At 31.6% G+C, this 24,443-nt stretch carries 22 protein-coding genes, 1 pseudogene, 1 riboswitch and 1 other annotated feature; of the genes and pseudogenes, 16 read left to right on the top strand and 7 right to left on the bottom strand.

Going from position 1 to position 24,443, the window contains the following annotated elements; all coding sequences use genetic code 11:
• Positions 1–21 precede the first annotated feature (21 nt).
• Positions 22–129 carry a YjcZ family sporulation protein gene (locus ACXVYO_RS13200; protein WP_000120182.1) on the top strand — a complete coding sequence of 36 codons (108 nt, stop codon included), beginning with the start codon at positions 22–24 and terminating at the stop codon, positions 127–129.
• Between the two features lie 92 nt (positions 130–221).
• Here the strand turns inward: ACXVYO_RS13200 and ACXVYO_RS13195 are convergent, their stop codons facing one another.
• Together ACXVYO_RS13195 and ACXVYO_RS13190 are read right to left on the bottom strand one after the other, a co-directional pair.
• Positions 222–1,490 (bottom strand): LytS/YhcK type 5TM receptor domain-containing protein, encoded by a 1,269-nt coding sequence (locus ACXVYO_RS13195; protein ID WP_458467370.1) that lies wholly within the window; start codon positions 1,488–1,490, stop codon positions 222–224.
• A gap of 88 nt (positions 1,491–1,578) precedes the next feature.
• The gene (locus ACXVYO_RS13190; protein ID WP_458467369.1) at positions 1,579–2,460 is read right to left on the bottom strand and encodes a serine/threonine protein kinase; all 882 of its coding nucleotides are present in this window, start codon (positions 2,458–2,460) and stop codon (positions 1,579–1,581) included.
• Positions 2,461–2,587: 127 nt separating this feature from the next.
• Between ACXVYO_RS13190 and ACXVYO_RS13185 the strand changes: the two genes are divergently transcribed.
• From ACXVYO_RS13185 to ACXVYO_RS13145, 9 genes are all read left to right on the top strand, one after another.
• Complete coding sequence (locus ACXVYO_RS13185; RefSeq protein WP_458467368.1) at positions 2,588–3,100, top strand: GrpB family protein; 513 nt, start codon at positions 2,588–2,590, stop codon at positions 3,098–3,100.
• Positions 3,101–3,265: 165 nt separating this feature from the next.
• Positions 3,266–4,249 carry a zinc-binding dehydrogenase gene (locus ACXVYO_RS13180; RefSeq protein WP_458467367.1) on the top strand — a complete coding sequence of 328 codons (984 nt, stop codon included), beginning with the start codon at positions 3,266–3,268 and terminating at the stop codon, positions 4,247–4,249.
• Positions 4,250–4,487: 238 nt separating this feature from the next.
• Entirely contained in the window at positions 4,488–5,087 is a 600-nt protein-coding gene (locus ACXVYO_RS13175; RefSeq protein WP_458467366.1) for an undecaprenyl-diphosphatase, read from the top strand.
• Between the two features lie 322 nt (positions 5,088–5,409).
• Positions 5,410–7,548, top strand: coding sequence for a penicillin-binding protein (locus tag ACXVYO_RS13170; protein WP_458467365.1), 2,139 nt, complete (start codon positions 5,410–5,412; stop codon positions 7,546–7,548).
• 174 nt (positions 7,549–7,722) lie between these two features.
• Positions 7,723–7,981: a binding site (T-box leader), on the top strand.
• A 65-nt stretch (positions 7,982–8,046) separates the two neighbouring features.
• Positions 8,047–9,285, top strand: a complete 1,239-nt coding sequence (locus ACXVYO_RS13165) for an MFS transporter (RefSeq protein ID WP_458467364.1) — start codon at positions 8,047–8,049, stop codon at positions 9,283–9,285.
• 105 nt (positions 9,286–9,390) lie between these two features.
• A complete protein-coding gene (locus ACXVYO_RS13160) occupies positions 9,391–10,416 on the top strand; it encodes a serine hydrolase domain-containing protein (RefSeq protein ID WP_458467363.1) in 1,026 nt (341 codons plus the stop codon).
• 205 nt (positions 10,417–10,621) lie between these two features.
• The gene (locus tag ACXVYO_RS13155) at positions 10,622–11,089 is read left to right on the top strand and encodes a DUF1453 domain-containing protein (protein WP_458467362.1); all 468 of its coding nucleotides are present in this window, start codon (positions 10,622–10,624) and stop codon (positions 11,087–11,089) included.
• A 79-nt stretch (positions 11,090–11,168) separates the two neighbouring features.
• Entirely contained in the window at positions 11,169–11,675 is a 507-nt protein-coding gene (locus ACXVYO_RS13150) for a DUF3189 family protein (RefSeq protein ID WP_458467361.1), read from the top strand.
• 198 nt (positions 11,676–11,873) lie between these two features.
• Entirely contained in the window at positions 11,874–12,680 is an 807-nt protein-coding gene (locus tag ACXVYO_RS13145) for a DegV family protein (protein WP_458467360.1), read from the top strand.
• Positions 12,681–12,813: 133 nt separating this feature from the next.
• Here ACXVYO_RS13145 and ACXVYO_RS13140 read toward each other — a convergent pair whose 3' ends face one another.
• Positions 12,814–13,386 carry a DJ-1/PfpI family protein gene (locus ACXVYO_RS13140; protein WP_073515192.1) on the bottom strand — a complete coding sequence of 191 codons (573 nt, stop codon included), beginning with the start codon at positions 13,384–13,386 and terminating at the stop codon, positions 12,814–12,816.
• A 260-nt stretch (positions 13,387–13,646) separates the two neighbouring features.
• Between ACXVYO_RS13140 and ACXVYO_RS13135 the strand changes: the two genes are divergently transcribed.
• Positions 13,647–14,864: a MerR family transcriptional regulator gene (locus tag ACXVYO_RS13135; protein ID WP_458467359.1), complete on the top strand. Its 1,218-nt coding sequence runs from the start codon at positions 13,647–13,649 to the stop codon at positions 14,862–14,864.
• A 94-nt stretch (positions 14,865–14,958) separates the two neighbouring features.
• On the opposite strand, the gene ACXVYO_RS13130 is transcribed toward ACXVYO_RS13135, so the two are convergent.
• Positions 14,959–16,143: an MFS transporter gene (locus tag ACXVYO_RS13130; protein WP_458467358.1), complete on the bottom strand. Its 1,185-nt coding sequence runs from the start codon at positions 16,141–16,143 to the stop codon at positions 14,959–14,961.
• Positions 16,144–16,201: 58 nt separating this feature from the next.
• A riboswitch (purine riboswitch) is annotated at positions 16,202–16,301 on the bottom strand.
• A gap of 495 nt (positions 16,302–16,796) precedes the next feature.
• Between ACXVYO_RS13130 and ACXVYO_RS13125 the strand changes: the two genes are divergently transcribed.
• Positions 16,797–18,095, top strand: a complete 1,299-nt coding sequence (locus ACXVYO_RS13125) for an MFS transporter (protein ID WP_458467357.1) — start codon at positions 16,797–16,799, stop codon at positions 18,093–18,095.
• Between the two features lie 223 nt (positions 18,096–18,318).
• Positions 18,319–18,438 (top strand): annotated as a pseudogene (locus ACXVYO_RS13120) (MerR family DNA-binding transcriptional regulator); the annotation flags it as partial.
• Between the two features lie 58 nt (positions 18,439–18,496).
• On the opposite strand, the gene ACXVYO_RS13115 reads toward ACXVYO_RS13120, so the two are convergent.
• Entirely contained in the window at positions 18,497–19,210 is a 714-nt protein-coding gene (locus ACXVYO_RS13115; RefSeq protein ID WP_002071887.1) for a hypothetical protein, read from the bottom strand.
• A gap of 496 nt (positions 19,211–19,706) precedes the next feature.
• Here ACXVYO_RS13115 and ACXVYO_RS13110 point away from each other — a divergent pair, with 496 nt between their 5' ends.
• Together ACXVYO_RS13110 and ACXVYO_RS13105 are read left to right on the top strand one after the other, a co-directional pair.
• Entirely contained in the window at positions 19,707–20,507 is an 801-nt protein-coding gene (locus tag ACXVYO_RS13110; protein ID WP_458467356.1) for a GNAT family N-acetyltransferase, read from the top strand.
• A gap of 45 nt (positions 20,508–20,552) precedes the next feature.
• Positions 20,553–21,416 (top strand): glycerophosphodiester phosphodiesterase, encoded by an 864-nt coding sequence (locus ACXVYO_RS13105; protein WP_458467355.1) that lies wholly within the window; start codon positions 20,553–20,555, stop codon positions 21,414–21,416.
• A gap of 271 nt (positions 21,417–21,687) precedes the next feature.
• Here ACXVYO_RS13105 and ACXVYO_RS13100 read toward each other — a convergent pair whose 3' ends face one another.
• Positions 21,688–22,149, bottom strand: coding sequence for a DUF2306 domain-containing protein (locus ACXVYO_RS13100; RefSeq protein ID WP_120450262.1), 462 nt, complete (start codon positions 22,147–22,149; stop codon positions 21,688–21,690).
• 174 nt (positions 22,150–22,323) lie between these two features.
• Between ACXVYO_RS13100 and ACXVYO_RS13095 the strand changes: the two genes are divergently transcribed.
• Complete coding sequence (locus ACXVYO_RS13095) at positions 22,324–22,854, top strand: DUF4269 domain-containing protein (protein WP_458467354.1); 531 nt, start codon at positions 22,324–22,326, stop codon at positions 22,852–22,854.
• A gap of 46 nt (positions 22,855–22,900) precedes the next feature.
• Here ACXVYO_RS13095 and norG read toward each other — a convergent pair whose 3' ends face one another.
• Complete coding sequence (gene norG / locus ACXVYO_RS13090; RefSeq protein WP_458467353.1) at positions 22,901–24,334, bottom strand: efflux pump transcription regulator NorG; 1,434 nt, start codon at positions 24,332–24,334, stop codon at positions 22,901–22,903.
• Between the last annotated feature and the right edge of the window lie 109 nt (positions 24,335–24,443).

Below are 24,443 nucleotides of genomic sequence, written 5' to 3'. Positions count from 1 at the left end.
AAACCAAAAGGAGGAGAAATTATGAGTTACGGTGGTTCTTGTGGTTTTGGTGGAGGTTTCGCTTTATTAGTTGTGTTATTTATTTTATTAATTATCGTTGGATGCAGCTGCTGGGGCGGAGGATACTAATTTCTAATTAGTATCCACAAATGTAAACTAAAAAAACATAGAAGATACTTATGTATCGAAACAAATAAAAAAGGAGCATAAATGCTCCTTTTTTATTTGTTTTTAGATGAGTTCGTATTCCATTTTGGGAATGTAATTGTCAAAGTTGTACCTTTATTAATAACGCTTCGGATTTTTAAACTACCTTGCATCGTTTCAATGATCTTAACAGCAACCATGGTACCTAAACCTGTACCTTTCGTTTTTGTACTAAAATATGGTTCGCCAAATCGATTTATTTGCTCTTGTGACATACCAATGCCACTGTCCTCAATTCGTATGATAACTTTATTATTACTAATAGCTGAAGAGATATTTAAAGTACCACCATTAGGCATTGCTTCAATACCATTTTTTATTAAGTTTAAAAAGCATTGTTGAAAGTGCTGTTTATTACCAACAATTGTCGCCATAGAAAAATCTTTTGTAATATGTATTGTATTCATATTACATAATGGCAAGATCATATTAATAACTCGATTTAACTCTTGTTCTACTGAAATATGATCTAATTTTTCTGAAGCAGGTTTGGCAAACGTTAAATAATCATCAATAATGCCTTGGGCGCGGTGTAATTCTTCAAGTATATGTTCAATATACTTGTCTCTTGATTCTGGAGTTAAATTTGGTGTTTTTAAAAGTTGAGTAAATCCTTTTACGACAGTTAAGGGATTTCTTACCTCGTGCGATATACTAGCAGCGAGTTGGCTAACTATCTCCATTTTTTCCATTTTAATTAACTTCGATCGCATACATACTGCATCTTTTAAAACTTCATTAAAATAAATGACAAACAACATCAAAAAAGTTGGTAATAGTATGAAATAAATAATGTATAAATTATTCACTTCAAAATCCGATAAAGTTAATACAATTACAGTTGTAAATATTGCTAGAAAAAATGTTAAAAACATTCCATAAGCTACTTTAACTTTTCTATTATACTTATTAAATTTTGCGGATGCGAATGCTGTAATGATAAACATTGTGCCATAAACGAGTATGGTTAACATACTAAATCCATAAAATGCAATTCTTGTAATTAATAAAATAGCCAACAATGTTATACCGACAGGGAATCCACCATAAAGTGTACCAACTATAACTGGTATTTGTCTTAAATCATGAATACAATTTTCATCCATATAGATCGGATAGCGCATACATAAAATAAGAGGGATACTCGTACAAAGGATAATAAGTAGCTTTTTATATTTCTTTAAATAGCGCCCGCTATCATATATAAAATAGAAAATAAATATACTACTTAAAATATAAAGAAGATTATTTAGTACGTTTTGATTAATATAAACAAAGTTCATAATATTTGCCTCATTATTTTTAATTTCTATTTCATATGTATTATACATAATTATAGTATAAACTATATATTTGTTTTATAATATAGATTTATATCTTTTCAATATTTGACACGTTTAACCATTCCTCATAAAATTCTTCAACTGAGGCATATCGTTCCGTACGGTTTTCACTTACAGCACGAAAAGCTATCTCATATAACTCCTTACTTGCTTCCCATTTTATAAAGGAACGATCTTTTTCACCACCTAAAAGCGCAAAAGCCATTGCCCCCATATTAAATACATTTGTTCTCTCATCAATCATAGCATTTAGCTGAAATTCCTCAGGGGACATAAAACGTGAAGATCCCCATAGTCGTCCCATTGTATTTACATAGGGTTTCTTATTGTATAAATCTATATCACAAATCAGCGTTTCATTTGTATGGAAATTATATAAAATACTACCGTCATAAAAATCTATTGCTACATAGTTTTTCTTTTCGACATATGTATGGAAAGAAAAAATAGAATTTAAGGATTGAATTCGTTCCATAACTGATAATTGCTTAAATTTATAAAATGGAGAGTTTGGATTTCTATATTTCTCAAGGGATGGAAAACTCCAATGCGAATGGAGACATTCGCCATCAAACCAATCGAAAATTAATACATATCCAGAGTGAACTGGAAAGTGTTCAATTAGTTTTATAAGTGAGTCATGCTTTAATGTCTCATATAGGGAAACTGAATTTTTTAATTTATCAATAGCATCACTGATTTTGCCGTTATATGCAATTGTATTTGCTCCTGCATATTTAATAAATTTCTTATGCCCATCTTTTTCTACACCGAAAGATAGATTACCTGAATCTTGCTGGTCAAAAATTGCAAATACGGTTCCTAATTTCGTAAGCCAATCAAAATTATGATGTTCTTTTAATTGGAATGTTAATTGATTCAACTGAATTTCAACTGGATTAGCTTTCATAATATACCTCACATTTATTATAATTAAGTTGTATATTTCAGTATTCGACATATTCTGTGAAAATCCTATGTTAATCACATGAAATTTTATAAATATAATAATAAATAATTATAAGAAGGTGGCTAAAATGGAACAACAAATCGTAATTACACCATATCAAAATGACTGGCATGATGAGTATGTAATAGAAAAAGAGAAATTTATTTCTTTACTCGGAGGAGATTATATTGCTATTGAACATATAGGAAGTACATCCGTAGAGGGATTAGGAGCGAAACCGCTAATAGATATGATGGTTGGTGTAACAGATTTGCAAATTACCGAAAAGTGGATTGAAGCACTAATAAAAATTGGATATGAATATGTTCCAAAAGAAACACCTAATTGGCGTTTTTTTAGAAAGGGCAAATGGAGAGCTGGTACACATCATCTACATGTCTATATTTATAATAGTGAGGAGTGGAAGAATAACATCTTATTTCGTGATTTTCTTATAGAACATAAATGGGCACAAATTGAATATAGAGCATTAAAAGAGAAGCTTGCAGCTACATATCCTTTTGATCGTGCTTCATATACAAATGCAAAAGCACCGTTTATTCAAAATATATTAGAATTGGCCAAAACCCAAAAAAATTAAAGATTGTTATTTGAAGAAATTTAAAAATCCCTTCCAAAGATATTTATAAGGAGGGGGTTTTTCTTTTGTCATAATGATATACATTATTTCTAATTATTGGAGGCAAATTCTTTTATTTATTTCGATATATCTAGTACATTGAAAATATTAAGGGGGAATGAAGCAATGAAAGCTATTGTACATCAATATAAAAAAGGGGTAGAAGGATTAGAATATAGATTGTCATCTAAAATAAACCCTAATGCTGGTGAAGTAAAAGTAAAGTTAAAAGCTGCAGGATTAAATCATAGGGATTTATTTATTATAAACAATAGAAAAGAATTGGATCTGCCATTAGTAATAGGCTCAGATGGTTCAGGAATTGTTACAGAAATCGGAGCAGGCGTTTCAAATCATTTATTAAATAACGAGGTTATTATAAATCCTAGCATTGGATGGGATAATATTGCCAAAGTACCAGAGTTACCAGAGGTGTTAGGTGGACCGAAAGATGGAACGTTTGCTGAATATGTCATTGTGCCAGCTGAAAATGTAGTTGCAAAACCGTCATATCTTAGTTGGGAAGAGTCTGGCGTATTATCTTTATCGGCATTAACTGCATATAGAGCGCTTTTTACAAAGGGTAAATTGAAGTGCGATGAACATGTTTTAATTCCAGGAATAGGTGGCGGTGTAGCGACATTTGCCATGTTATTTGCGAAAGCAATTGGCGCAAAAGTCAGTGTTACTTCAAGAGTTGAGAACAAAAGAAAGTTTGCCGAAACATATGGCGCAGACTTTTCTTTTAATAGTTCTGGAAATTGGGAAGAGAGTTTACGCGGAGAGAAAGTAGATTTAATAATTGATAGTATAGGAGCAGCAACATTCTTAAAATACTTTGATGTATTAAAACCAAATGGGAGAATTGTTAATTTTGGTGCAAGCTCAGGAGATAAAGTTGAATTACCTTTACGGGCATTATTTTATAATCAAATCGATATTATGGGGACATCTATGGGTAGCCGTGAGGAATTTGATGAAATGATTACGTTTATAGATAAGATTAAACCAATTATGGATAAAGTTTATTCGTTAGAAGAGGCTACTCAAGCATTAAAACGTATGGAACAGGGAGAACAGTTTGGTAATATCGCTCTACGGATGGAATAAAAATATGATTTAATAACCTATCTTTTTATATGGTTATGTTATGTAATATATACACTTATTGTTTGTGAATCATTTAATTTAAAAGGTTTTTTAATATTATATATCTTTAATTCATGTAAATAGTTACATAATTGTCAAATGAAAAATAGTACAATGAATAAAGTAAAAATCTAAATATGTGTAAATGTTGTATACTGTGTAAATCAAGTAATATAAGAAATTATAAGGAGAGAGTAACGTGAATTACACAGTATTTCAATGGATAAACAATTTAGCGGGTACATCTGCGCTCTTAGATAAGATAATGATTGCTATTACAAATAGTGCTGCATATGTGGCTATTCTATTCATGTTTATCTTATGGTTTCATAACGGAAAGAAAGAGAATGCGATAAGGAAACAATATACAGTGTTGTATACGACACTTTCAGTAATAATTGCATTACTAGTAAATGTTTTTATTCATGCAGTATATTATCATCCACGTCCTTTTGTATCATATGATGTGAATCAATTAGTACCTCATGCAGAAAACTCATCATTTGTTAGTGATCATTCTGTACTTGTATTATCAATTGCATTCATCTTTGTTCTTAGAGGAGAGAAGTTAAGATATATTGCACTTTTATGGGCGGGTTTAGTTTGTATATCACGTTTGTATGTAGGTGTTCATTTTCCTTTAGATGTAATAGGTGCGGCTGTAATAACAATTGTAACAAGCAGTTTATTGTTGCAGAAAAAACGTATATTTGAACCAATCGCAAAATTTGTTTTCAAAATGTATGCACTCGTAGCGAAACGAATTCCCTTTTTAGAAAAATATAATCATGTAGCTTAAATTTCATAACTAGCCTTTCGTAGATTAGGTGAAAAACCCCTCCTTTGGAAATCCAGAGGAGGATTTTTTATTGTATATAATTGAATGGATTATTTCCAATAAGAATTTGAATGTTATGGAGCAGGATCAAAAGAATGAATATTCAAAATTTCACGTACTGTATTTTAAGTATATAAATAAACTAGCGACAACAATAATTAGTTTCACATTGTTTTAAAGGAATTAAAAGGAAAAGTTCGAAACATATAGTATTGAAAACAAAAATTACATAAATTTATAGCAAACTACCGCAGTAATGAATTGCGAAAGAAAGGGGATAAATATGTATAAACTTCAAACGAATAAAGGCGCGCGGTATTTTATGGTTGCTTTTATTATTTTGTTTCTTATTATGCTTTTGCGTTTTTTCTATATTCAGGCAGTAGGAGTCTTGCATAATGTGAATGTAAAGGATCTAGCAAACGATCAACATAATAAAAAGGGTGTTTTGGAAGCAAATCGTGGCACGATATATGATCAAACTGGAAAGGTGCTAGTACAAGATTCCACAACGTATCGCGTTGTTGTAAATTTGAAAGGTACAGATAAGGTGAACAATAAAGAGAAAACTGCAGGACAATTAGCTGATGCGCTTGAAATTGATAAAGAGGACGTATTAAAAAATTTTCATGAGGGGCGTACTCAAGTTGAAATTGGAAAAGTTGGTCGGAATTTATCTAGAGAAGTAAAAGAACAAATTGAAAAATTAAAAATTCCAGGTGTATCTTTTATGTCAGAGAAAGCAAGAGTGTATCCAAATGAAGATTTTGCATCTTATATTCTTGGTTTTGCTAGACCTGACGATAAAGGAAATACTGAAGGAAAATTCGGACTTGAAAAGAGTCTGGATAAATATTTGCGCTCGACAAATGGGAAAATAGAATATGTGGGAGCACGAAAAGGTATCCCCCTTACAAATGATATAGGAAAAATAGAACCCGCTAAAAATGGAAATAACGTGTACCTTACGCTTGATAAACAAATTAATAGTTTTTTAGAAGAAGCGATGAATAAGGCACAAGAGCACTATGATCCTTCTATGTTAGTAGGAATCATAGCGGATCCAAAGACAGGGAAAGTTTTAGCAATGTCTAGTAAACCTAGTTTTAATCCTAATAAAGGCGATATCGAATATTTTTTAAATGATCCAATCGCAAATGCATACGAACCAGGTTCAACAATGAAAATATTTACGCTAGCCGCTGCAATTAATGAAGGTGTATATAACGGGAAAGAATATTTCCAATCTGGAAAATATTCAGTTGGTTCATCTGATATTAAAGATCATAATGGGGGATTTGGATGGGGATCTATTACATTTGATGAAGGTTTTGAAAGATCATCAAACGTAGCTTTTTCTATTTTAGAAGATCAGTTATTGAAACCGGATAAATTTAAGCAATATATGAATAGATTCGGATTCAACCAAAAAACCGGAATAGATTTACCTGGTGAAAGAAAGAATACTTTATTATTAAATACACAAATTCAACAAGTTACAACTTCTTTTGGGCAAGGTTCTACAGTAACTCCGATTCAATTAATTCAAGCAGCTACTGCTATAGCTAATGACGGGAAAATGATGCAACCATATATCGTTGACAAAGTTGTAAATTCAACAAACAGACAAGTTATTATGGAAAATCAACCGAAAGAAACTGGAAATCCGATAAAAAAAGAGACAGCGGACAAAGTAAGGGACTTAATGGAGCGTGTTATTACGTCTTCAAAAGGTACCGGTACAATGTATAAAGTGGATGGTTATCCAATAGGAGGTAAGACAGGAACAGCACAAATTCCGAATCCTGAAAATGGACGATACATGGAAGGAAAAGAAAATTATATTTTTTCATTTTTAGGAATGGCTCCGATTGATGACCCAGAGTTAATTGTATACTTAGCTATTAAGCAGCCAAAGTTAAAGGGAGACGAGTATGGAGCTCAGCCGCTTGCTGAAATATTTAAACCAGTTGTGAAAAATAGCCTTGAATATTTAAAGGTGAAACCATACACGGAAAAACAAATGGCAGATGCAACGAAACGAACCCAATTACAAGTAAAAAATTATGTCAATCAATCAATGGATACCGTAGAGCATAATGTGAAAAAAGAGAAGTTCCAACCAATAGTTTTAGGAGAAGGAAAAATAAAAAAACAATACCCGCAGTCTGGTGAAGTAATGAGTGAAGGAGATCGTATCTTTTTATTAGGAAACAACGCAAAAATGCCTAATTTACAAGGTTGGTCCATGCGTGATGTTATGTATTTCTCTAAGCTATTAAAATTAGATTTAAATACTACAGGTACGGGCTATGTAACGAGTCAAAGCATTGAAAAAGGACAAGATATACAAGAAGGCGATGCATTAGAACTGAACTTAGAACCACCTTTACAACCGTTAGCAGAGGCGAATACAAATTAATTTCAACACTTTGAAGAACCTAGATCCAATAGGTTCTTTTTAAAGTTATAAGTAATTTCACGCACCGTATTTTTTTGAAAAAATAATAAATAAGAAAATTAACAGAAACAGTTTATTAAATATCTGATTATTTTTTATTTACAGCTAAAAATAATTGTGATAATATGGAAAAAATCAAATGCAGTGAAGAGAAGAGTAAATAAAATGAATTTTTCACAGAGAGCTCCATTTAGCTGAAAAGGAGTAAAAATTCTTTATTGAACCAAGCCTCTGAGCAGCACATCGGAACCTTTTATTAGGGGGTGGTGTGACGGGAGCTCCCGTTATAGAGCTATGGTATAAGCATGATTTACAATGCAGTACCTGATAAGGTTAATATGGCGACATATTAACAAACTAGGGTGGCACCGCGATAATAAATCTCGTCCCTAAGACAAAAAGTCTTGGGGGTGGGATTTTTTTATTGTTTAAATACAATTTGGAAAGCGGGGGCCTAAAATGAAAAACTTACTTAAAGATTGGAAATATCCTTTATTACTACTGTCTGGCGTTGGTATTGCGAATTTAGGGGCATGGATTTACTTAATAGCACTGAATGTACTTGTCTATAATATGGGGGGCTCAGCCCTAGCTGTTGCTACTTTATATGTAATTAAACCATTAGCCACCTTATTTACAAACGCTTGGTCAGGAAGTATGATTGATCGTTTAAATAAACGGAAGTTAATGATTCACCTTGATATATATCGTGCGATATTTATCGCTATTTTACCTTTACTTCCATCACTTTGGATTGTTTATGTATTTGTATTCTTTATAAGTATGGCCAGTGCGATTTATGAGCCAACTGCTATGACGTATATGACGAAATTAGTACCAGTAGAGCAAAGACAACGTTTTAACTCATTACGTAGTTTAATAGGATCTGGTGCATCTTTAATTGGTCCAGCAATAGCGGGACTATTGTTAATAGCAAGTACACCAGAGTTTGCTATATATATGAATGCTATAGCATTTCTCTTATCAGGAGCAATTACTTTGCTGTTACCTAATCTTGATAAAAAATCCGATATTCATACATCAAATGAGATGTTATCTTTAGCTGTACTAAAAAAAGATTGGAACATCGTTTTAAATTTCAGTAAAAAATCTTTGTATATCGTTTTTGTGTACTTCTTATTTCAAGGAATGATGGTATTATCTGCCGCAAATGATTCACTTGAATTATCATTTGCGAAAGAGTTTTTATTGTTAACAGATAGTGAATATGGCTTTTTAGTTAGTATCGCTGGAGCCGGGTTTATTTTAGGATCCATAACAAATACAATTTTATCAAAAAAATTAACACCTTCATTTTTAATTGGAATAGGATCATTATTCATTGCAATTGGTTATTTAATTTATGCTTTTTCAAATGAGTTTTTAATAGCTGCTATTGGATTCTTTATTTTATCTTTCTCTATGGCATATGCAAATACAGGATTTTATACCTTTTATCAAAATAATGTCCCTGTCCAAATCATGGGAAGGATTGGGAGTATATATGGGCTTGTGATTGCAGGAATCACCATTTTAATTACGATTCTATTCGGAGTTGCAACACAATTTATTTCTATACAACTTGTGGTTATTGTAGGCTCATTAGTAATGCTACTTATTACTATCATATTATGTGTATTTACTTTATTGCCATCACAGTCTAAAATGCATTCCTCTGAGTCAATCAATTCAAAATAGTTCTCATGGTTTTGATTTACGGTATTCAATAGGAGGGTTCCCCCTCCTATATATGGAAATATAAGAAGGGTGAACAATTATTGATAAACGAGGGTGGTTTTTGTAATGAAAACAAAAGATCAAATAGAAAGCATTGTAAAAGAAATGCATCGGCATATAGATTTCTCTGGGGTAATTTTAGTAAAAGAAGAAAAATGCTTAGTCTATGAAGAGGCGTTTGGTTACGCAAATCGCAATGAATGTATAAACAATAAGCTACAAACAAGGTTCGGAATCGCCTCCGGTTGTAAAATATTCACTGCTATCGGTATCTGTCAACTTGTTGAAAAAGGTGTAATTACTCTTCAAACAAAGTTAAAAGAGTGTTTAAGTATTAAATTTCCAAACTTTAATGAAGATATTACAATACATCACCTTTTGACGCATAGTTCAGGTATTCCGGATTATTTTGATGAAAGTATTATGGATAACTTCGAAGAACTTTGGAAGCAAATTCCTATGTATCTATTAAAAAGTTTAAAAGACTTTTTACCATTATTTCAAAATAGAGATATGATGTTTGCGCCAGGAAGTAAGTTTCACTACAACAATGCTGGGTTTATCATACTTGGATTAATAATCGAAGAACAGACAGGACTTAAATTTACGGAGTATATAGAAAAAAACATATTTAATCCAATTGGTATGAATGATTCTGGGTATTTCTCTTTAGATAGATTACCAAGACAGACAGCTCTCGGTTATATAAAAGATGAAATAAACCAAAATTGGAGAACAAACGCCTACTCTATACCCATAATAGGAGGTTCTGATGGTGGAGCTTTTATTACTGCGCCAGACATGCTGAAATTCTGGGAAGCGTTATTTAACTATGAAATCATAAGCCGACAATATACAAACATGCTTTTAACTCCTCATATTCAAGTAAATAATAATCAGTCTTACGGCTATGGAATATGGATTGAAACAAGAGAAAACAAGATATTCAAATATCATGTAATGGGATATGATCCAGGAGTCAGTTTTCGCTCAGCCGTATATCCAGGCTTAGGAATTACTTTGGTTATTCCATCAAATAAAGGAACAGGACCCGAAAAAATAATGAAAGAATTAGAAAACTCTTTTTCATAAGGTTAAAAGAGTTTATGAATGCACTAATAAATGCAAAAAAGACGTACTATTTATTTGTGCGTCTTTTTTGTATAAATAATGCTTAAAACTGATGGGAATCACATTCTATATTTTATGATTTTTAGTAGCTAGTTTATTTAAAGTATGGAATAAAAAGAAGCGAATATAATTTTCAAATGTAAACAAGTAAATAGGAGGACTCTAAATGGAAACTCTATTTGTTATTCTACTTGTTGTTTTTATAATCATACTAATGCAAGGTAAAGAATATAAAGTGAATATTAATCGTATTTGGCTCATTCCGGCTTTGCTGTGCTTTGTGACAATCCAGTCTATTATTCATATGGGACAATTAACTATATTGAAAGTATTACTATTCGTTGTAATGCTAGGGATTGGATTGGTTCTAGGAGTAATTAGGGGAAAAGTTTTAACATTTCGATTAGATAGTGAAACAGGTCATGTATTAAGAAAAGGAAATTGGTTAAGTACAATTATTCTACTTGCTATTCTAGGTACGAAGGTTTTGATTAAACAAAGTATGTTGTCTGGCAGTACTCACTATACATTAATGGTTATAACAAATACCTTTTTATGTATCACATTAGGTACTGTAATTAGTAGACGATATTATATTTGGAAAAAATATAATGAATTAATACAAAAAACATAAAAGTATTCATCCATTGTTTAACAGCGCCGTGAACGGTAATACTAAATAACATTGAACTTTTACAACAAGGGATGATAATATGATATTCATTTACACAGATTTTGGTGGAACGCATTCAACTGCACTCGCTGCAGCTTATCATTTAAATAAATTGCCAACGAATCGTAAGTTAACGAAAGAAGAAATATTAAATGTAGATTACTTTAATAAATTGAAAACAGAGGACATGGGAAAGATTATTTTCCATGGACAAGATGAATATGGGAATCCTGTATATACAATTGGGTGCGGGGCATCCAAAGTCGTTGTACCTGCGATGAAACATTTAGGAGAGATTTTACAAAAACATTATCATAGCCATGAAAAGATTATTTTTTCAAATACATCACCAACAGTACCTTTACCGATGACTTTCGGTGGTCTGTTTTCTAGAAGGTTCCACATTGATTTTATCGGCGTACCGTTACTTGTATGGGGAGCGAAACTAAGCTGTGATAACATACAAAGACTTGTTAGTTATACGAAGGAAGCTGGCCGATTGACAAATGATTATGTAGTAATTTTAGATAATGAAACTTTTAAATAATGTATGATAAGAGAAAATTGGGAAAAACTCCGATTTTCTTCTTTTTTTGGCGAAAATGACAAAAAATATTCACATTTAATATTCATCTACTATAGCCAAAACAATAAAGTCCTGTTACTATTACAGGGATATTCTCTTTTCGTAACATGAATATATAGAAAAGTCAGAAAAGAGGAATTGAATTAAGGGAGGAACAACATGAAGCGTGTTGCTTGGATTACTGATAGTACAACTGCGAGTTTTAAAACAGAAGGAGATAACTTTGTTATCCCAATTGAAGTTATTATTGATGGTGTATCGTACAAAGATTGTGAAGAAGGTGTGCGTGAGCGCGTTTATAATGCTTTGAACGAAGGTAAAACTGTCACTACATCACAGCCTAACATAGGGGAAATGGTAGAGTTATTTTCGAAATGCAAAGAAGAATATGAAGAGGGATTTGCAGTTGCTATTAGCGGAAAAGTAAGTGGAACCTATCAAAACATGAAGTTAGCTGCAGACATGGCAGGTTTCCCATTAACGGTATTAGATAGCGAAACAACAAGTTATCCAATGGATGAACTAATTAGAAAAGCAAAATCGTTATACTATGATGGTATGACTTTACAAGATATACACAAAACATTAGTAGATGAAAAAAGAAGACCTTTCCACGTATTCCCGAAAAGTTTAAAAGGCCTTTACGCAAGTGGACGTGTAAAAGGCGTTCAATTTTTACTTGGAAGTTTATTAAGTGTTAACTTAATATTAGAAGTAAAAGGTGGAGAGCTTTTACTTGAAAAGAAAGTTCGTAAAATCCAAAAATGTCGAGAATATATTAAAAATGAACTTGAAAAAGAATTACCAAAAGTACTTCATATGTTCCATGCTAACGATAAAGATGGAGCTGAAGAATGGATTGCAGATATTAGACAAGCATTCCCTGAAATGGATTTCAAATTATACCCATTACCAATTTCATTTGCGGTTCATGCAGGTGAAGGTACAATAGCAATTAGTTATTAAGAGGAAAACCCGTGAATGATTCGCGGGTTTTTTATTTAATTAAATTGAAAATGGAGGCATATTACGTCGCCATTAAGCAAGAAGTCTCATTTTATCGTTTTTAGGAGCAATAATCCCTCAACTTGATTTGAAATTAAAAATATAAACCTTTGCCTACTGGCTGAACAGTTTCTAGTACAGTATCGACCATTGTTTCATTGATTAGGGTTCTTATAATCCAAGCTGAGAGATCTTGAGCAGCGAAACAACCTGCAGCAGTCGAGATATTTCCTTCGTTTACGAAACTTTGTTCAATAACATCTACATCGAATTCTTTAAGCTGTTCTACTACGGATGGATATGTAGTCGCTTTTTTACCTGTTAGCAATTTTTTAGCTCCTAATAGTAATGAACCAGAACACATAGATCCTATTAATTGTCTTTGAGGATCTACATGAATGCTATTAATATATTCTTGGTTTTTATATAAATCTTGTACACCCTTACCGCTTGCAAATATTACTGCGTCAGCAGTAGGAATATCAGATATGCTTCCTGTCATGGGAATACGTAAACCAGACATGGATATATGAGTTTTTTCCGTTCCTAATAGTTGAACGTTCCAATCAGAAACACCGCCAACTAAACGTACACGATTTAATAAATCCCATGGTAAAAAAACATCTATATCAGTAAAGTTATCGAAACAGACTATTGCAATTTTCATTTTCTAATCCCTCATTCCGTATGTATATCCCCTTATTTAGAATATAAACTTCTCCTTTTTATGTTCTATATTAAGTTATAAACTCCTGTATATTCCATGCGATGGAAATTTAATTAAATAAAAAGATTATACACCTATAAAATATGTGGCATCCAAATATCCCATACATAACGTAAATAATGTTGTTTCGAAAGTTTAAAGGGTTTTTAAATATAAAAATAGAAATCTATATAAAAAAATATATAAATGGTAGTGATGCTATGAAAATAGGTAAATTTGGAGAATTAAATAACATAAGTATTGATACAATTAGACATTATATGGACCTGGGTCTCATTATTCCTGAAAAAAAGGGAGGGCATTATTTTTTTGATGAGTATTGTCAAACAGATTTAAAACTTATATTACATTACAAAGAGCTAGGGTTTAGCTTGAATGAAATTAAAGAACTATTTTTTTATAAAAATTTAGCGAAATCTATGAATTACGAAAAAGATACTTTTTACCAATCTTTATTTAAACTGAAATATGACAAGTTGGAACAGGAAATAGAACTTTTGAAGAAGAAACGGGATAAATTAAAGGAAGTGTTACATGATTTATTATTAACAAGTGAAACCTCTAATTCAATTATAGGGATAGATTTAAGTGTACTACATTTACTTACATGTTCTAAGTGTAGCAAAAAGCTAATTCTTCAAGATGGGATTATTACTAACAATCAAATTACTGAGGGGAAGTTAATTTGTAATTGTGGTGAAGAATATATTATTACTTCAGGAATTATAACTGCTGGTAAATCATTTAAAGCAAATGAGCAAACGTCACTGGAAGATACTATTTCAGATTATATTCATGAAACTGATAATGCATATTTGGAAAATATGCTTAAAGAAGGGGAATGGGCGAAAAAGAAACTAATACATTTAGATTTAAATAACAAATTAATACTGGATATAGGATCGGGACTTGGATTCTTTTTGAGAAACATTTATGAAGATCTACCCGAAGATTGCCTATACATTGCAGTGGATCGAGATTTAAATAAACTTATATTTTTAAAAGATGTATTAGCAAGAAGAAATCCGACAAGAAACATACTTTTTATCTGTGCTGATTTTTTGAACATCCCTATTCAGAATCGGTCTGTTGATATTGTAATTGATCATTCTGGTACGAGCAATTATAGTTTTGAACATGAGAGTTTTTTACTTCACGAATTAAATCCGCTTTTTAAAATGGATTGCTATTTATTAAGCTTATTTATTTTATTTAAAAATTTTAGCCCAAATAGCCAAATTACAAATAAATTTCGAGCAAATTTTACACTTTCAAAAGTAACGAAAGAAATCCAAAATCTACAGTTTCAATCGATTGATGAAAGTACTTCAAACTATTTAAAACGAGGAGGTAAGTACGAGGATTTCTTTGTTCAAGGAGAAGAAATTTATACATATTCATTTTTCGGAAAAAGATAAGGGCAACTCCGTCAAAAAAAAGTCCGGTTTTATAACTGGACTTTTTTTGATGATTTATATTTATACTCTTTGCGATTAATAGACAAAGAGGATGTTAATCTACATGTTTAGCACTTACATGACACTCTCTTATCGGTGTATGTCTAGTAAGAGAAAAGATAGCCAAAGCTAAAGACAATAGAACTAGAGATCCACCAACCCAAGCCATATTAGCGACATTATGCACTTGTTTTAAAGCTATACCTCCAACTGCGGAACCGAGTGAGATTCCTATTTGTAGAGCTGAATTATTAAAACTTTGCTGTATATCTGACGTATCTGGGGCGGTTTGGATTAAATAACTTTGTTGAGGTGGTGCAAGTCCCCAACTTAATGCAGCCCAAACTATCATAACAGGAATAAATAGACCAATAGAAACTGTCGTGAACGGTAATATAAATAAGATTAGAGCAAATAAAGTAATAACTATCACAATACTTTTTGGAGCCCCTATTTTATCTGATAATATACCGCCGAACGCTCCGCCACTTACTGCAGCTATACCAAATACTAAATAAAATATGCTTATCCAATAAGGGCTTAGGTGAAACTTTTCTTCTAAGAAAGGAGTAAAATAAGCATATAAAGTATAGTGTCCTGCTAACATAAACATGGTAGCTAGATGAGCAGCGCCTAGTTTTGGACTACACACGGCCTTTAATTGGATAGATAAAGGAGTTCGATCTTCCTCTCCAGGTATTTTCTCTAAAAATACCGAGATTAATATAATAGATCCCAATGATAAAATAGCTATGCATAAAAAAATAACTCTCCACCCAAATGTGTTTGAAATTAATATGCCTAGTGGTACTCCTAGGACAAGTGAAGAACTAATACCCATATAAATTAATCCTAATGCTTTTGCTCGGTAAGAGGGATTTACAATCTTTGCTGCAATTGTAAGGGAAAGTACGACAACTAATGCTGTACTCATAGCAGTTAAAATTCTTGCTATCATCATAAAAGTAAAGTTTGGACTAAAATAAGTAAGTATATTACCAATTAGAAACATATAAAGTGAAATAATATACAATTTTTTTCTTTCTACTTTACTAGTGAAAATTAATAATACAGGACCTGCTATTGCATAAGTAAAGGCGAAGATTGTAATTAATTGACCAGCGGAACTTAATGAAACATTAAAATCTTTAGCGATGTCTGGCAATATCCCTCCAACAATAAGCTCTACAAGCCCTACTGCTATTGTTGCTAAAGCTAATATAAATACTTTGAAATTCATTTTTTGTATTCCCTTCTCGTCATTATTTACCTTAAAACAAAAAAACTCCTGACCACAAACGCTAAAATACGCATTTTGTAGTCAGGAGTTATTGGTTCCTGGTAGAGACCCCCAAGCCATATTCTTGGAGTTATACATGATTCTCATATGTAATTAATCAATGTAATAGAAGATACCATATTACTTTTTACATTTCAATAAAAAAATTTGCATTTGTACACGTGTACCCATATGAAAGAGATAAAATGGGCTTTCTGAAACTCTAATAATTTTACCTTTCGATGGAAGTGCGATCTACATGATTCAACTATTGCTAACTTTTATTCATGAAGATTATATAAATAACAAACGTAAGTATTAAACGGCTATATAAAGTAAAAAAGCGACATCCTTTCTGTAGAATTAATTATAGAAAAGGGTGGCGTTTTTTATATGTATATTTTTGTATCTAATCAATTACAACTATTTGCTTAAGTAATTCTAAGCTATTTATCTTCAAATTATTGACGGTAGATGAGATTAGTTTAATGGGCATGGGGTTAACCCAATCTTTTTTTATTTCTTTGTATTAATTTTTAAACACAATGTATTGATATTGGGTTAACCCAAGAACGTACACTTTATGTAATACAAAGAAAAGCGAGGGAAATGTTATGGGAAGTTTACGATTACATATAGAAAATAAAAAAAGAAACCAGGAACTAAGAAATATTTGTTTATATTCAATCGCAAAAACAGTATCAATATTCGGTACCTCTATGTATAGTTTCGCATTAGGATTATATGTTTTACAAATAACTGGATCTGCGTTGAATTTCGCGATTACGCTCATATTAGGAACGATTCCAATGATTGTTATGAATCCATTTGCTGGTGTAATTGCTGATAAAGTTGATAAAAAGAAACTCGTCGTCTGTATGGATCTACTAATTGGCTGCTTATTAATAGCTGTTTATATATTAAGCAGCCATTATGGATTAAACTTATTCATCATTTATACTACTACCTTTCTAATGACGGTCTTTACAACCTTTTTTGGAATAGGGTTAGAAGCTGCGAAACCGAATATCGTCCATAAAGAGAGGCTTATGAGTATTAATTCTATAAGTAAAATTATCGATTCTGTATCTTTAATTCTTGGCCCTATGTTAGGTGGTATCGTTTTTTCAGTATTTGATATTAAAACTTTTATCATTATAAACGGTATTTCATTTATTCTTTCAGGGATAGCATTACTATTTATTCACTTTAAACTGTTTGAGTGTAATATAAATGAGGAAAATTCAAAAAGTAGAGTTAATTTTATTAAAGATATAAAAGAGGGGTTTTCTTACTTACTTGAAAAGGAAAGTTTAAAGAATACGTTTCATATTTTAATTTCGTTTAATTTCTTCTTAGGCTTTGCTGTTACCGTTCCATTGCCATACATTATTAACACAGTACTCAATCTTAGTTCTAAGCAATTTGGTATCATTCAAGGGACTTTTCCAGTAGGGATGATAATTGGTGCAATTGTAGTAAAAAAGATAACTGATCGTTTTTCTTACTCTTATCTTTTGAAAAAGCTAAGTTTTATGTTGTCAGTTATTATGATTTTTTCAGGGATTCCAGTTTTATTCAAAAACTTTGAAGTGAATGATTTTGTATTCGTTATTACGTATTGTGTTGTTATGATCTTTTTAGGGATTATTATAGCGCTAATTGATATTCCTTTAATTTATTTCATGCAAAAAGAGATTCCTGATGAGTATAGGGGAAGAGTGCTTAGTATTGGATTAAGCTTAGGGAAAATGATGCAGCCAATAGCACTCGCAATATCAGGTCTATTATTAAATTATATCCCAGCCTACATCATTCCAATTGCAGGTGGAATCTTATATTTAATAGTAATTAAAATTTCATCAAATCGTTTCACATTAGAAGTTCATTCGAAAGATTATAGTGCTTCGTAGAATCTTAGGTTATTTGTAGAATGTATATTGCTACATCTTTCAAGGTAAGAAAAGTAAATACTATAAAACGAAAAAATGGACGGATTTCCTATGAACAATGTTGAAGAGATTACGTATTCGTTTTAGGGGGCTAAATACAAAAATAAAATTTAGCTTTATGGATTGACCTTCCCCTTACAGGAAGCAATATATTTAAAATAATTAATAACAGGAGGTGAGTGGTATGCTTTCAATTGGGGAGTTCTCAAAAATATCGCATCTTACAATGAAGACGCTGCGCTACTATGATGAAATTGGGCTTTTAAAACCGGATTTCATAGACGCTAAGAATGGCTATCGCTTTGTTTGGTAAATCAACTTCATAAATTATAAAAAGCGCAGGATACATATCCTGCGCCTTTCTATCGTAATTCAGCTGTTTTTCTAATAACAATCTTATCAATATCATCTTCTTCATCACCGATAAATAACCCGCGTTCTTTTAAATACGCCTCAAAATATAAATCTGCTTCTGCACGTTCATCATACGGTTTTACAGATAGAACGAAACCTAATTTGTTTTGTTCCTCTAAATGAGAAGTGGAGATGTAGGCCGGTACATTGTGGCGTAAAAAGAGTTCTTTAACCGGAATAATCATATCTTTCATTAATTTCGTTAACATACCCATTTCAAACTCGAAATTAAAGCGATCTATGCTACATAAATCAGCGAATACTACACCGATAAAACCTGTATTAAATACTTCTTGATATTCTACATCTTCGTCATTACCATAAAAATTCTTTTCGATTAAATAATTTATAAAGTAAGCAACACCGTCACTTTGTTCAAATGGTTTCGTTGAAAGAACAAAGCCGATTTTCTTTTGTTTATGTAAATACACACATGACATGTATGCTGAAATGTTATGTTCTTTAAATAGAGAACTTGTTGCCCCAGATAGGCCATCAAGTACGTGATGAACAATTTGAAGTTTTTTACGAGCGAAATAATAGGATTTCTTTTGTAACTCCAATGTATCAATAAAGACAGAGCCGATAAAGCCTGTATTTGAAATGATAGGTGTTTGCTTTTTTCTTCCTCTGCGCTTTGCTTGAGCCATTGTAAAAATCATCCCTTCATGTACAATTAAAATAAAAAGAACGTTTGTTCGTATATTTATATTGTACTATTAAAACGCTATAAAGTAAAGGGTTTTTGACGAAAAAAACAACAAAAAAGACACCTGTAAAAGGTGCCTTAAACGCTGTAGGGAAGAGGGTTCATCCGTACAATTTATATTATGATACAGAAACAATCTCTTCTGTATCTTCTACATCTAAATGACAGTCCATAGTACGAACATCTTGATCTTCATGACTTCCGAAATAAATAGTAATTTTCATATGTATCGCTCCTTTATTCTAGGAATACCTAAAATAATTACTAGTAATGTTAATATTTATTATATACCACTTTTTTCATTCCGACAACGTTATATCATTTTTAATTCTTTTAGGGTGAATAGAGTGATGTATAGAGCTATTTTTATAGAAATAGGCACATTTCATATATGTTATATTTAATACTGAATGATTCGAATACGAATTTTTATGAAAGGAGAAAAACGAATGAATTATAAACAGTTATTAATAGATAACTTCACATATAAAACGTCATATATTGCACGACAGGCACATGGAATGAATGTAAAAGAAACGAAGGATTATATTGCTATCGACTGTGGTTTACCTGCAGATACATTTAATATCATTACTTTACTAAACAATGATGTAATGGAAGGAATTGAGAAATTATATAAAGTGGTAAACAGCTATAATCAAAAAAAAATTCCAATGAGTGTTTGGTTTTGGGATGATAGGCATGAGCAAACTATAAAAAACGAATTAATAAAACTTGGCTTAAAAGAAGCAGAACAAAATATCGCGATGGTAGCAGACTTAAAAGTAATACACCCAACAATAAACATGCCGGAAGGTTTTACGATACAAATAGCATCTTCGTCAGGACAAATTAAAAATTTTGGAGAAACGTTAGCTAATCTATTTGGTACATCAGAGGAAGGTATACATATACAAACATTTTACAACCAAACTGCTTCTTTCGATTTATGGAATAGTGAAAATATGAAACTATATTTAGGGATTTTTAAAGATGAAGTCGTATCTGTTGGTTCATTAGTATGTACAAAAGATAGTATTGGTATTTATGATATAGCAACTAAAGAAGAAATGAGAGGGCAAGGATTTGGCTCCACTATGTTTAATTACTTGCTGCAAGAAGCAAAGGAATTAAACGTTGCTCAATGCGTATTACAAGCTTCACCTGATGGAATTAATATTTATAAAAAGGCTGGCTTTCAATCTGTTGGACAAATGACAGTATTTGAAAATCGACATTTATTTGAATAAATTATCCAAGCCAAATTGCTTTCATGTAGGAGTTAATACATCATTATGAAAAGAATATATATCGTTACAATCATTTGCACCTTTATAGTAATAAGTACTTTTGTTTTTCATAAAGCAAATGAACTTAAGTACACGAGAGCTATTAATCAATTAAATCATATAAAAAACATTGCACATAGAGGCGCTTCTGCGTATGCGCCGGAACATACAATAGCAGCGTATAAATTAGGACAACAATTAAAAGCAGATTATATAGAAATTGATCTTCAAATGACAAAAGACGGACATTTAGTAGCTATGCATGATGAAACAGTAAACCGCACTACAAATGGTACGGGTCTAGTTAAGGAACATACATTAGAAGAAATAAAGAAACTTAATGCAGGTTCTTTTTTCAATGAAAAGCATCCAAGTTTAGCAAAGAAAGACTTTGAAGATGCTAAAGTCCCAACACTAGAAGAAATTATTGAAACGTTCGGGAATGGTGCAAACTATTATATTGAAACAAAATCACCAGATGAATACGCTGGTATGGAAGAGAAGCTATTAGAAATTATAAAGCACTACGAAATGAGTGATAACGTTATTATTCAATCATTTAGTGAAGAAAGTCTGCAAAAAATTCATAGTTTAGATGTTCATATACCTCTTGTACAATTACTCCCTTACAAAAAGGCAGTTCTATTAACCGAATTAGAGATAAAAAAGTATAAAACATACTGCATCGGTCTTGGGATGAACTATAAATATATTGATTCAGCTTATGTAAAGAGAATAAAGAAACACGGATTAGAAGTTCATCCATTTACTGTAGAGAATGAAAAAGATATGAAAAAGTTACTTTTATGGGGCGTTGATGGGATGTTTACGAATTACCCGGATCGTTTACATTCGTTATTACAATCTTAAACTATAATGGTGTAATTATCACTGAACCAATAAAACAAGTACCCACAAGTATATAAAGATGGTTTTTGGTCCAAATGGTAACATCATTGAATGCATAGAGCCGATATTGAAATGAAATCCGAAAAAGAATCCAATATTTTTATTGGATTCTTTTTATTTAGCTCTAAGTAATTAACTTAAAGCAATATGAATTTGAATTTGTTAATAAAATATTACATTGGGTATGATTTTTTATATTAATCATCAGAAAGTAATGAAATTGTAATGAATTTTAACTACGCTTTTTATATTTTTTTGATACACTGGCTACGAGAGGAATACCGATTAATGTAGGTAAAAACCAAAACCATATAGGTGGCAGGAAATTTATTAAGGGAATATGAATACCAACGTTTACTAAAAGTGCAGTTACCGCACCTATATAAGAACCTAACATACCTCTAATATGGTGATGCAGCCAATTTTTCCAACGTTTTTTTCGTGCCAGGTAGCCATAAATCGCAAATGAATAAGAGAAAATTGCTACATAAAATAAATATGCGATTTTATCCCAGTTTATAATGGATAATATAATTGCAGTAACGGTGATAACAACATAGGATGCATGATATATTTCACCCCATTCTGTATGTTTTCCTTTCTTCTTTTGAGCAACCATCGCTATAATACCGGTTATTAAACATATTGTTCCAAATAATATGTGGATGGTTAAAAGAACGTTGAAAATGCTCATAATAATTCCTCCTTTTTTATTTTTATAGTATTGCAGTATAGGAGAAAAGTTGAAACGTATTGTTTATTCGCCTTAATATATTGAAATAAAGGTACTCCTAGAACAAATATAAACGGACAAATTTTTCTTGAACTTAGAGAGACACGTATTACGCGAAAAGAAGGAGAGACTTCCATGTTTACATCTATTACATATTTACAATCTGGGAATGAGAAGCAACAAAAAGTGTATGATGTTTTGAATAAACTAAACATTATGGAGGATTTAACTTTGTATAGTCCGGTTCTTTGTGGGACAATTCCTATTAGAATTGATACTCTTCGATCTGACTTAGATATAGTAATGGAAGTACATAACTTTGATGTTTTTGAACAGGAAATGAGATCTTTATACGGTTCTTATAAAGGATTCAAAATAAAAAAGAAAAAAATTAAAACTACAGAATCGATAAAAGTAAACTTTGAATTTGAAGGTTTTGAATTTGAATTATTTGCTCAGCCTAAGCCAGTACGTAACCAAAATGCATATAGACATATGATCGTAGAGCACATGTTATTAATGCAGCATCCCCATATAAGGGAAGAAATTCTTCGCTTAAAAGAGGACGGTTTAAAAACAGAACCTGCTTTTGCTCAAGTATTAAATATTGACGGAGATCCTTATGAGGAACTTATTGTGTTAGGGCAGGAAATGAGATTGTGGTGAATACAATACACAAAAAACTCCTCTATTAATAAAAGAGGAGTTTTTGTTATGTCATTAACTTACGGATTAATTCGCCTAACAATTTAATCCCGTTAGTCATTTGCTCTGGAGAAGCATATCCATATGATAAACGAATGTACTGATCTGATTCTTCTTCATATATACGCCCTGGGTTTAGTAGAATTCCTTTTGAAAGTGCCTCTGAAAATAATTTTTTCATCGGAATGTTAGGTACAACCTTTAGCCATATAAAAATTCCGCCAGTAGGAATATCCCACGCCGCAACATCTGCACAATACTTATTTAAAGCTCGTATCATGATTTGTCTTCGTTCTTTTAATTGAATTCTTACGTTTGCAACATGTTCTTCATAAAAACCTTTATGTATCCATTCAGCAGCAACTCTTTGGGATAATGAACTCGATCCATAGTCTGTTTGCATTTTTATATCTGACAATCTATCAATTACAGGTTCTGGTCCAATAATCCATCCAATTCTAAGACCAGGAGTAAGTGTTTTAGAGAGACTACCAACATATAATACATGTCCATGTTTATCTATCGACTTTAAAGGAGCTGGAGGTGGTTCATCAATCCATAATTCGCGGTAAATATCATCTTCAATAATAGGTAACTGTTCCTTTTTACATATTTTTAATATTTCTTTTCTTCGCTCTAGAGACATTAATATCCCTGTTGGATTTTGAAAACAAGGGATAGAATATAAAATATTTTTCTTTTGACTATATTTAATGCGTTTTAACAACTCGTTAGGTAAAATACCATGATGATCCATACATATACCAGATAGATTTATATTTGCTGATTGAAACACATGAAGTGAATATAAGTAAGAAGGCTGCTCAAGTAAAACGGTTGATTCTCTATGTAATAGACCAATTGATATTAATTGCAATGCTTGTAACGCACCAGAAACGATTAATATAGAACCGGCTGATGCATGTATTCCAAATGATTTTACGTATTTACTAATTGCTTCACGTAACGGTAAAAACCCTTTTTGTTCTTCGTATCCAAAATACTCTAAATCCTCACATACGCTTTTCATAATGGACTGCATAGTTTCTACCGGAAAAAGTTGAGGCGCAAGTTCACCTTTACTAAGGTGGATAAGTTTTTTATTTGCTTCTGCTTCATTGATTTCTCGTACCATTAACTTGCTTGGTTTGTGAATACCAGCTTTTACATACTCACTCCAATCAGGCGGAGGATTCGTCGCTAATAAGGACCATGTATTATTTGTTACAATTGTTCCTGCTCCAATTTTCCCTTGAATCAATCCATCTGCCATAAGTTCATCTAGTGCAGTTATTACAGTACTACGATTTACTTGAAATAATTTAGCTAACTGCCTTTGGCTAGGGATCTTACTTCCAATTGGCCATTCTCTATTTTCAATTTTTTCTTTCATATAGTCTATTATCTGCCGATATTTAGGCAGTTTTTTATTAGTTGTCATAAAAAAACTCCCTCGTTCACTTTAAAAATGCCAAGTGGTTGGTTTTTACGATAAATAACTGGTTGAAGACATTGTAACAACTATTAAATATGATGAAAAGAAATAATTG

It is taken from the genome of Bacillus sp. BC08, assembly GCF_054326875.1.
This window is presented reverse-complemented; position numbering and strand designations above follow the sequence as displayed.

Excerpts from the sequence above, each read along its gene's own strand:
- ACXVYO_RS13115 (WP_002071887.1), bottom strand. The coding sequence starts at position 19,210 with ATGATTTTTACAATGGCTCAAGCAAAGCGCAGAGGAAGAAAAAAGCAA.
- ACXVYO_RS13140 (WP_073515192.1), bottom strand. The coding sequence starts at position 13,386 with ATGAAAATTGCAATAGTCTGTTTCGATAACTTTACTGATATAGATGTT.
- ACXVYO_RS13195 (WP_458467370.1), bottom strand. The coding sequence starts at position 1,490 with ATGAACTTTGTTTATATTAATCAAAACGTACTAAATAATCTTCTTTAT.
- ACXVYO_RS13190 (WP_458467369.1), bottom strand. The coding sequence starts at position 2,460 with ATGAAAGCTAATCCAGTTGAAATTCAGTTGAATCAATTAACATTCCAA.
- ACXVYO_RS13160 (WP_458467363.1), top strand. The coding sequence starts at position 9,391 with ATGAAAACAAAAGATCAAATAGAAAGCATTGTAAAAGAAATGCATCGG.
- ACXVYO_RS13110 (WP_458467356.1), top strand. The coding sequence starts at position 19,707 with ATGAATTATAAACAGTTATTAATAGATAACTTCACATATAAAACGTCA.
- ACXVYO_RS13155 (WP_458467362.1), top strand. The coding sequence starts at position 10,622 with ATGGAAACTCTATTTGTTATTCTACTTGTTGTTTTTATAATCATACTA.
- ACXVYO_RS13185 (WP_458467368.1), top strand. The coding sequence starts at position 2,588 with ATGGAACAACAAATCGTAATTACACCATATCAAAATGACTGGCATGAT.
- norG (WP_458467353.1), bottom strand. The coding sequence starts at position 24,334 with ATGACAACTAATAAAAAACTGCCTAAATATCGGCAGATAATAGACTAT.
- ACXVYO_RS13100 (WP_120450262.1), bottom strand. The coding sequence starts at position 22,149 with ATGAGCATTTTCAACGTTCTTTTAACCATCCACATATTATTTGGAACA.
- ACXVYO_RS13200 (WP_000120182.1), top strand. The coding sequence starts at position 22 with ATGAGTTACGGTGGTTCTTGTGGTTTTGGTGGAGGTTTCGCTTTATTA.
- ACXVYO_RS13135 (WP_458467359.1), top strand. The coding sequence starts at position 13,647 with ATGAAAATAGGTAAATTTGGAGAATTAAATAACATAAGTATTGATACA.
- ACXVYO_RS13095 (WP_458467354.1), top strand. The coding sequence starts at position 22,324 with ATGTTTACATCTATTACATATTTACAATCTGGGAATGAGAAGCAACAA.
- ACXVYO_RS13145 (WP_458467360.1), top strand. The coding sequence starts at position 11,874 with ATGAAGCGTGTTGCTTGGATTACTGATAGTACAACTGCGAGTTTTAAA.
- ACXVYO_RS13180 (WP_458467367.1), top strand. The coding sequence starts at position 3,266 with ATGAAAGCTATTGTACATCAATATAAAAAAGGGGTAGAAGGATTAGAA.
- ACXVYO_RS13105 (WP_458467355.1), top strand. The coding sequence starts at position 20,553 with ATGAAAAGAATATATATCGTTACAATCATTTGCACCTTTATAGTAATA.
- ACXVYO_RS13130 (WP_458467358.1), bottom strand. The coding sequence starts at position 16,143 with ATGAATTTCAAAGTATTTATATTAGCTTTAGCAACAATAGCAGTAGGG.
- ACXVYO_RS13150 (WP_458467361.1), top strand. The coding sequence starts at position 11,169 with ATGATATTCATTTACACAGATTTTGGTGGAACGCATTCAACTGCACTC.
- ACXVYO_RS13125 (WP_458467357.1), top strand. The coding sequence starts at position 16,797 with ATGGGAAGTTTACGATTACATATAGAAAATAAAAAAAGAAACCAGGAA.
- ACXVYO_RS13165 (WP_458467364.1), top strand. The coding sequence starts at position 8,047 with ATGAAAAACTTACTTAAAGATTGGAAATATCCTTTATTACTACTGTCT.
- ACXVYO_RS13170 (WP_458467365.1), top strand. The coding sequence starts at position 5,410 with ATGTATAAACTTCAAACGAATAAAGGCGCGCGGTATTTTATGGTTGCT.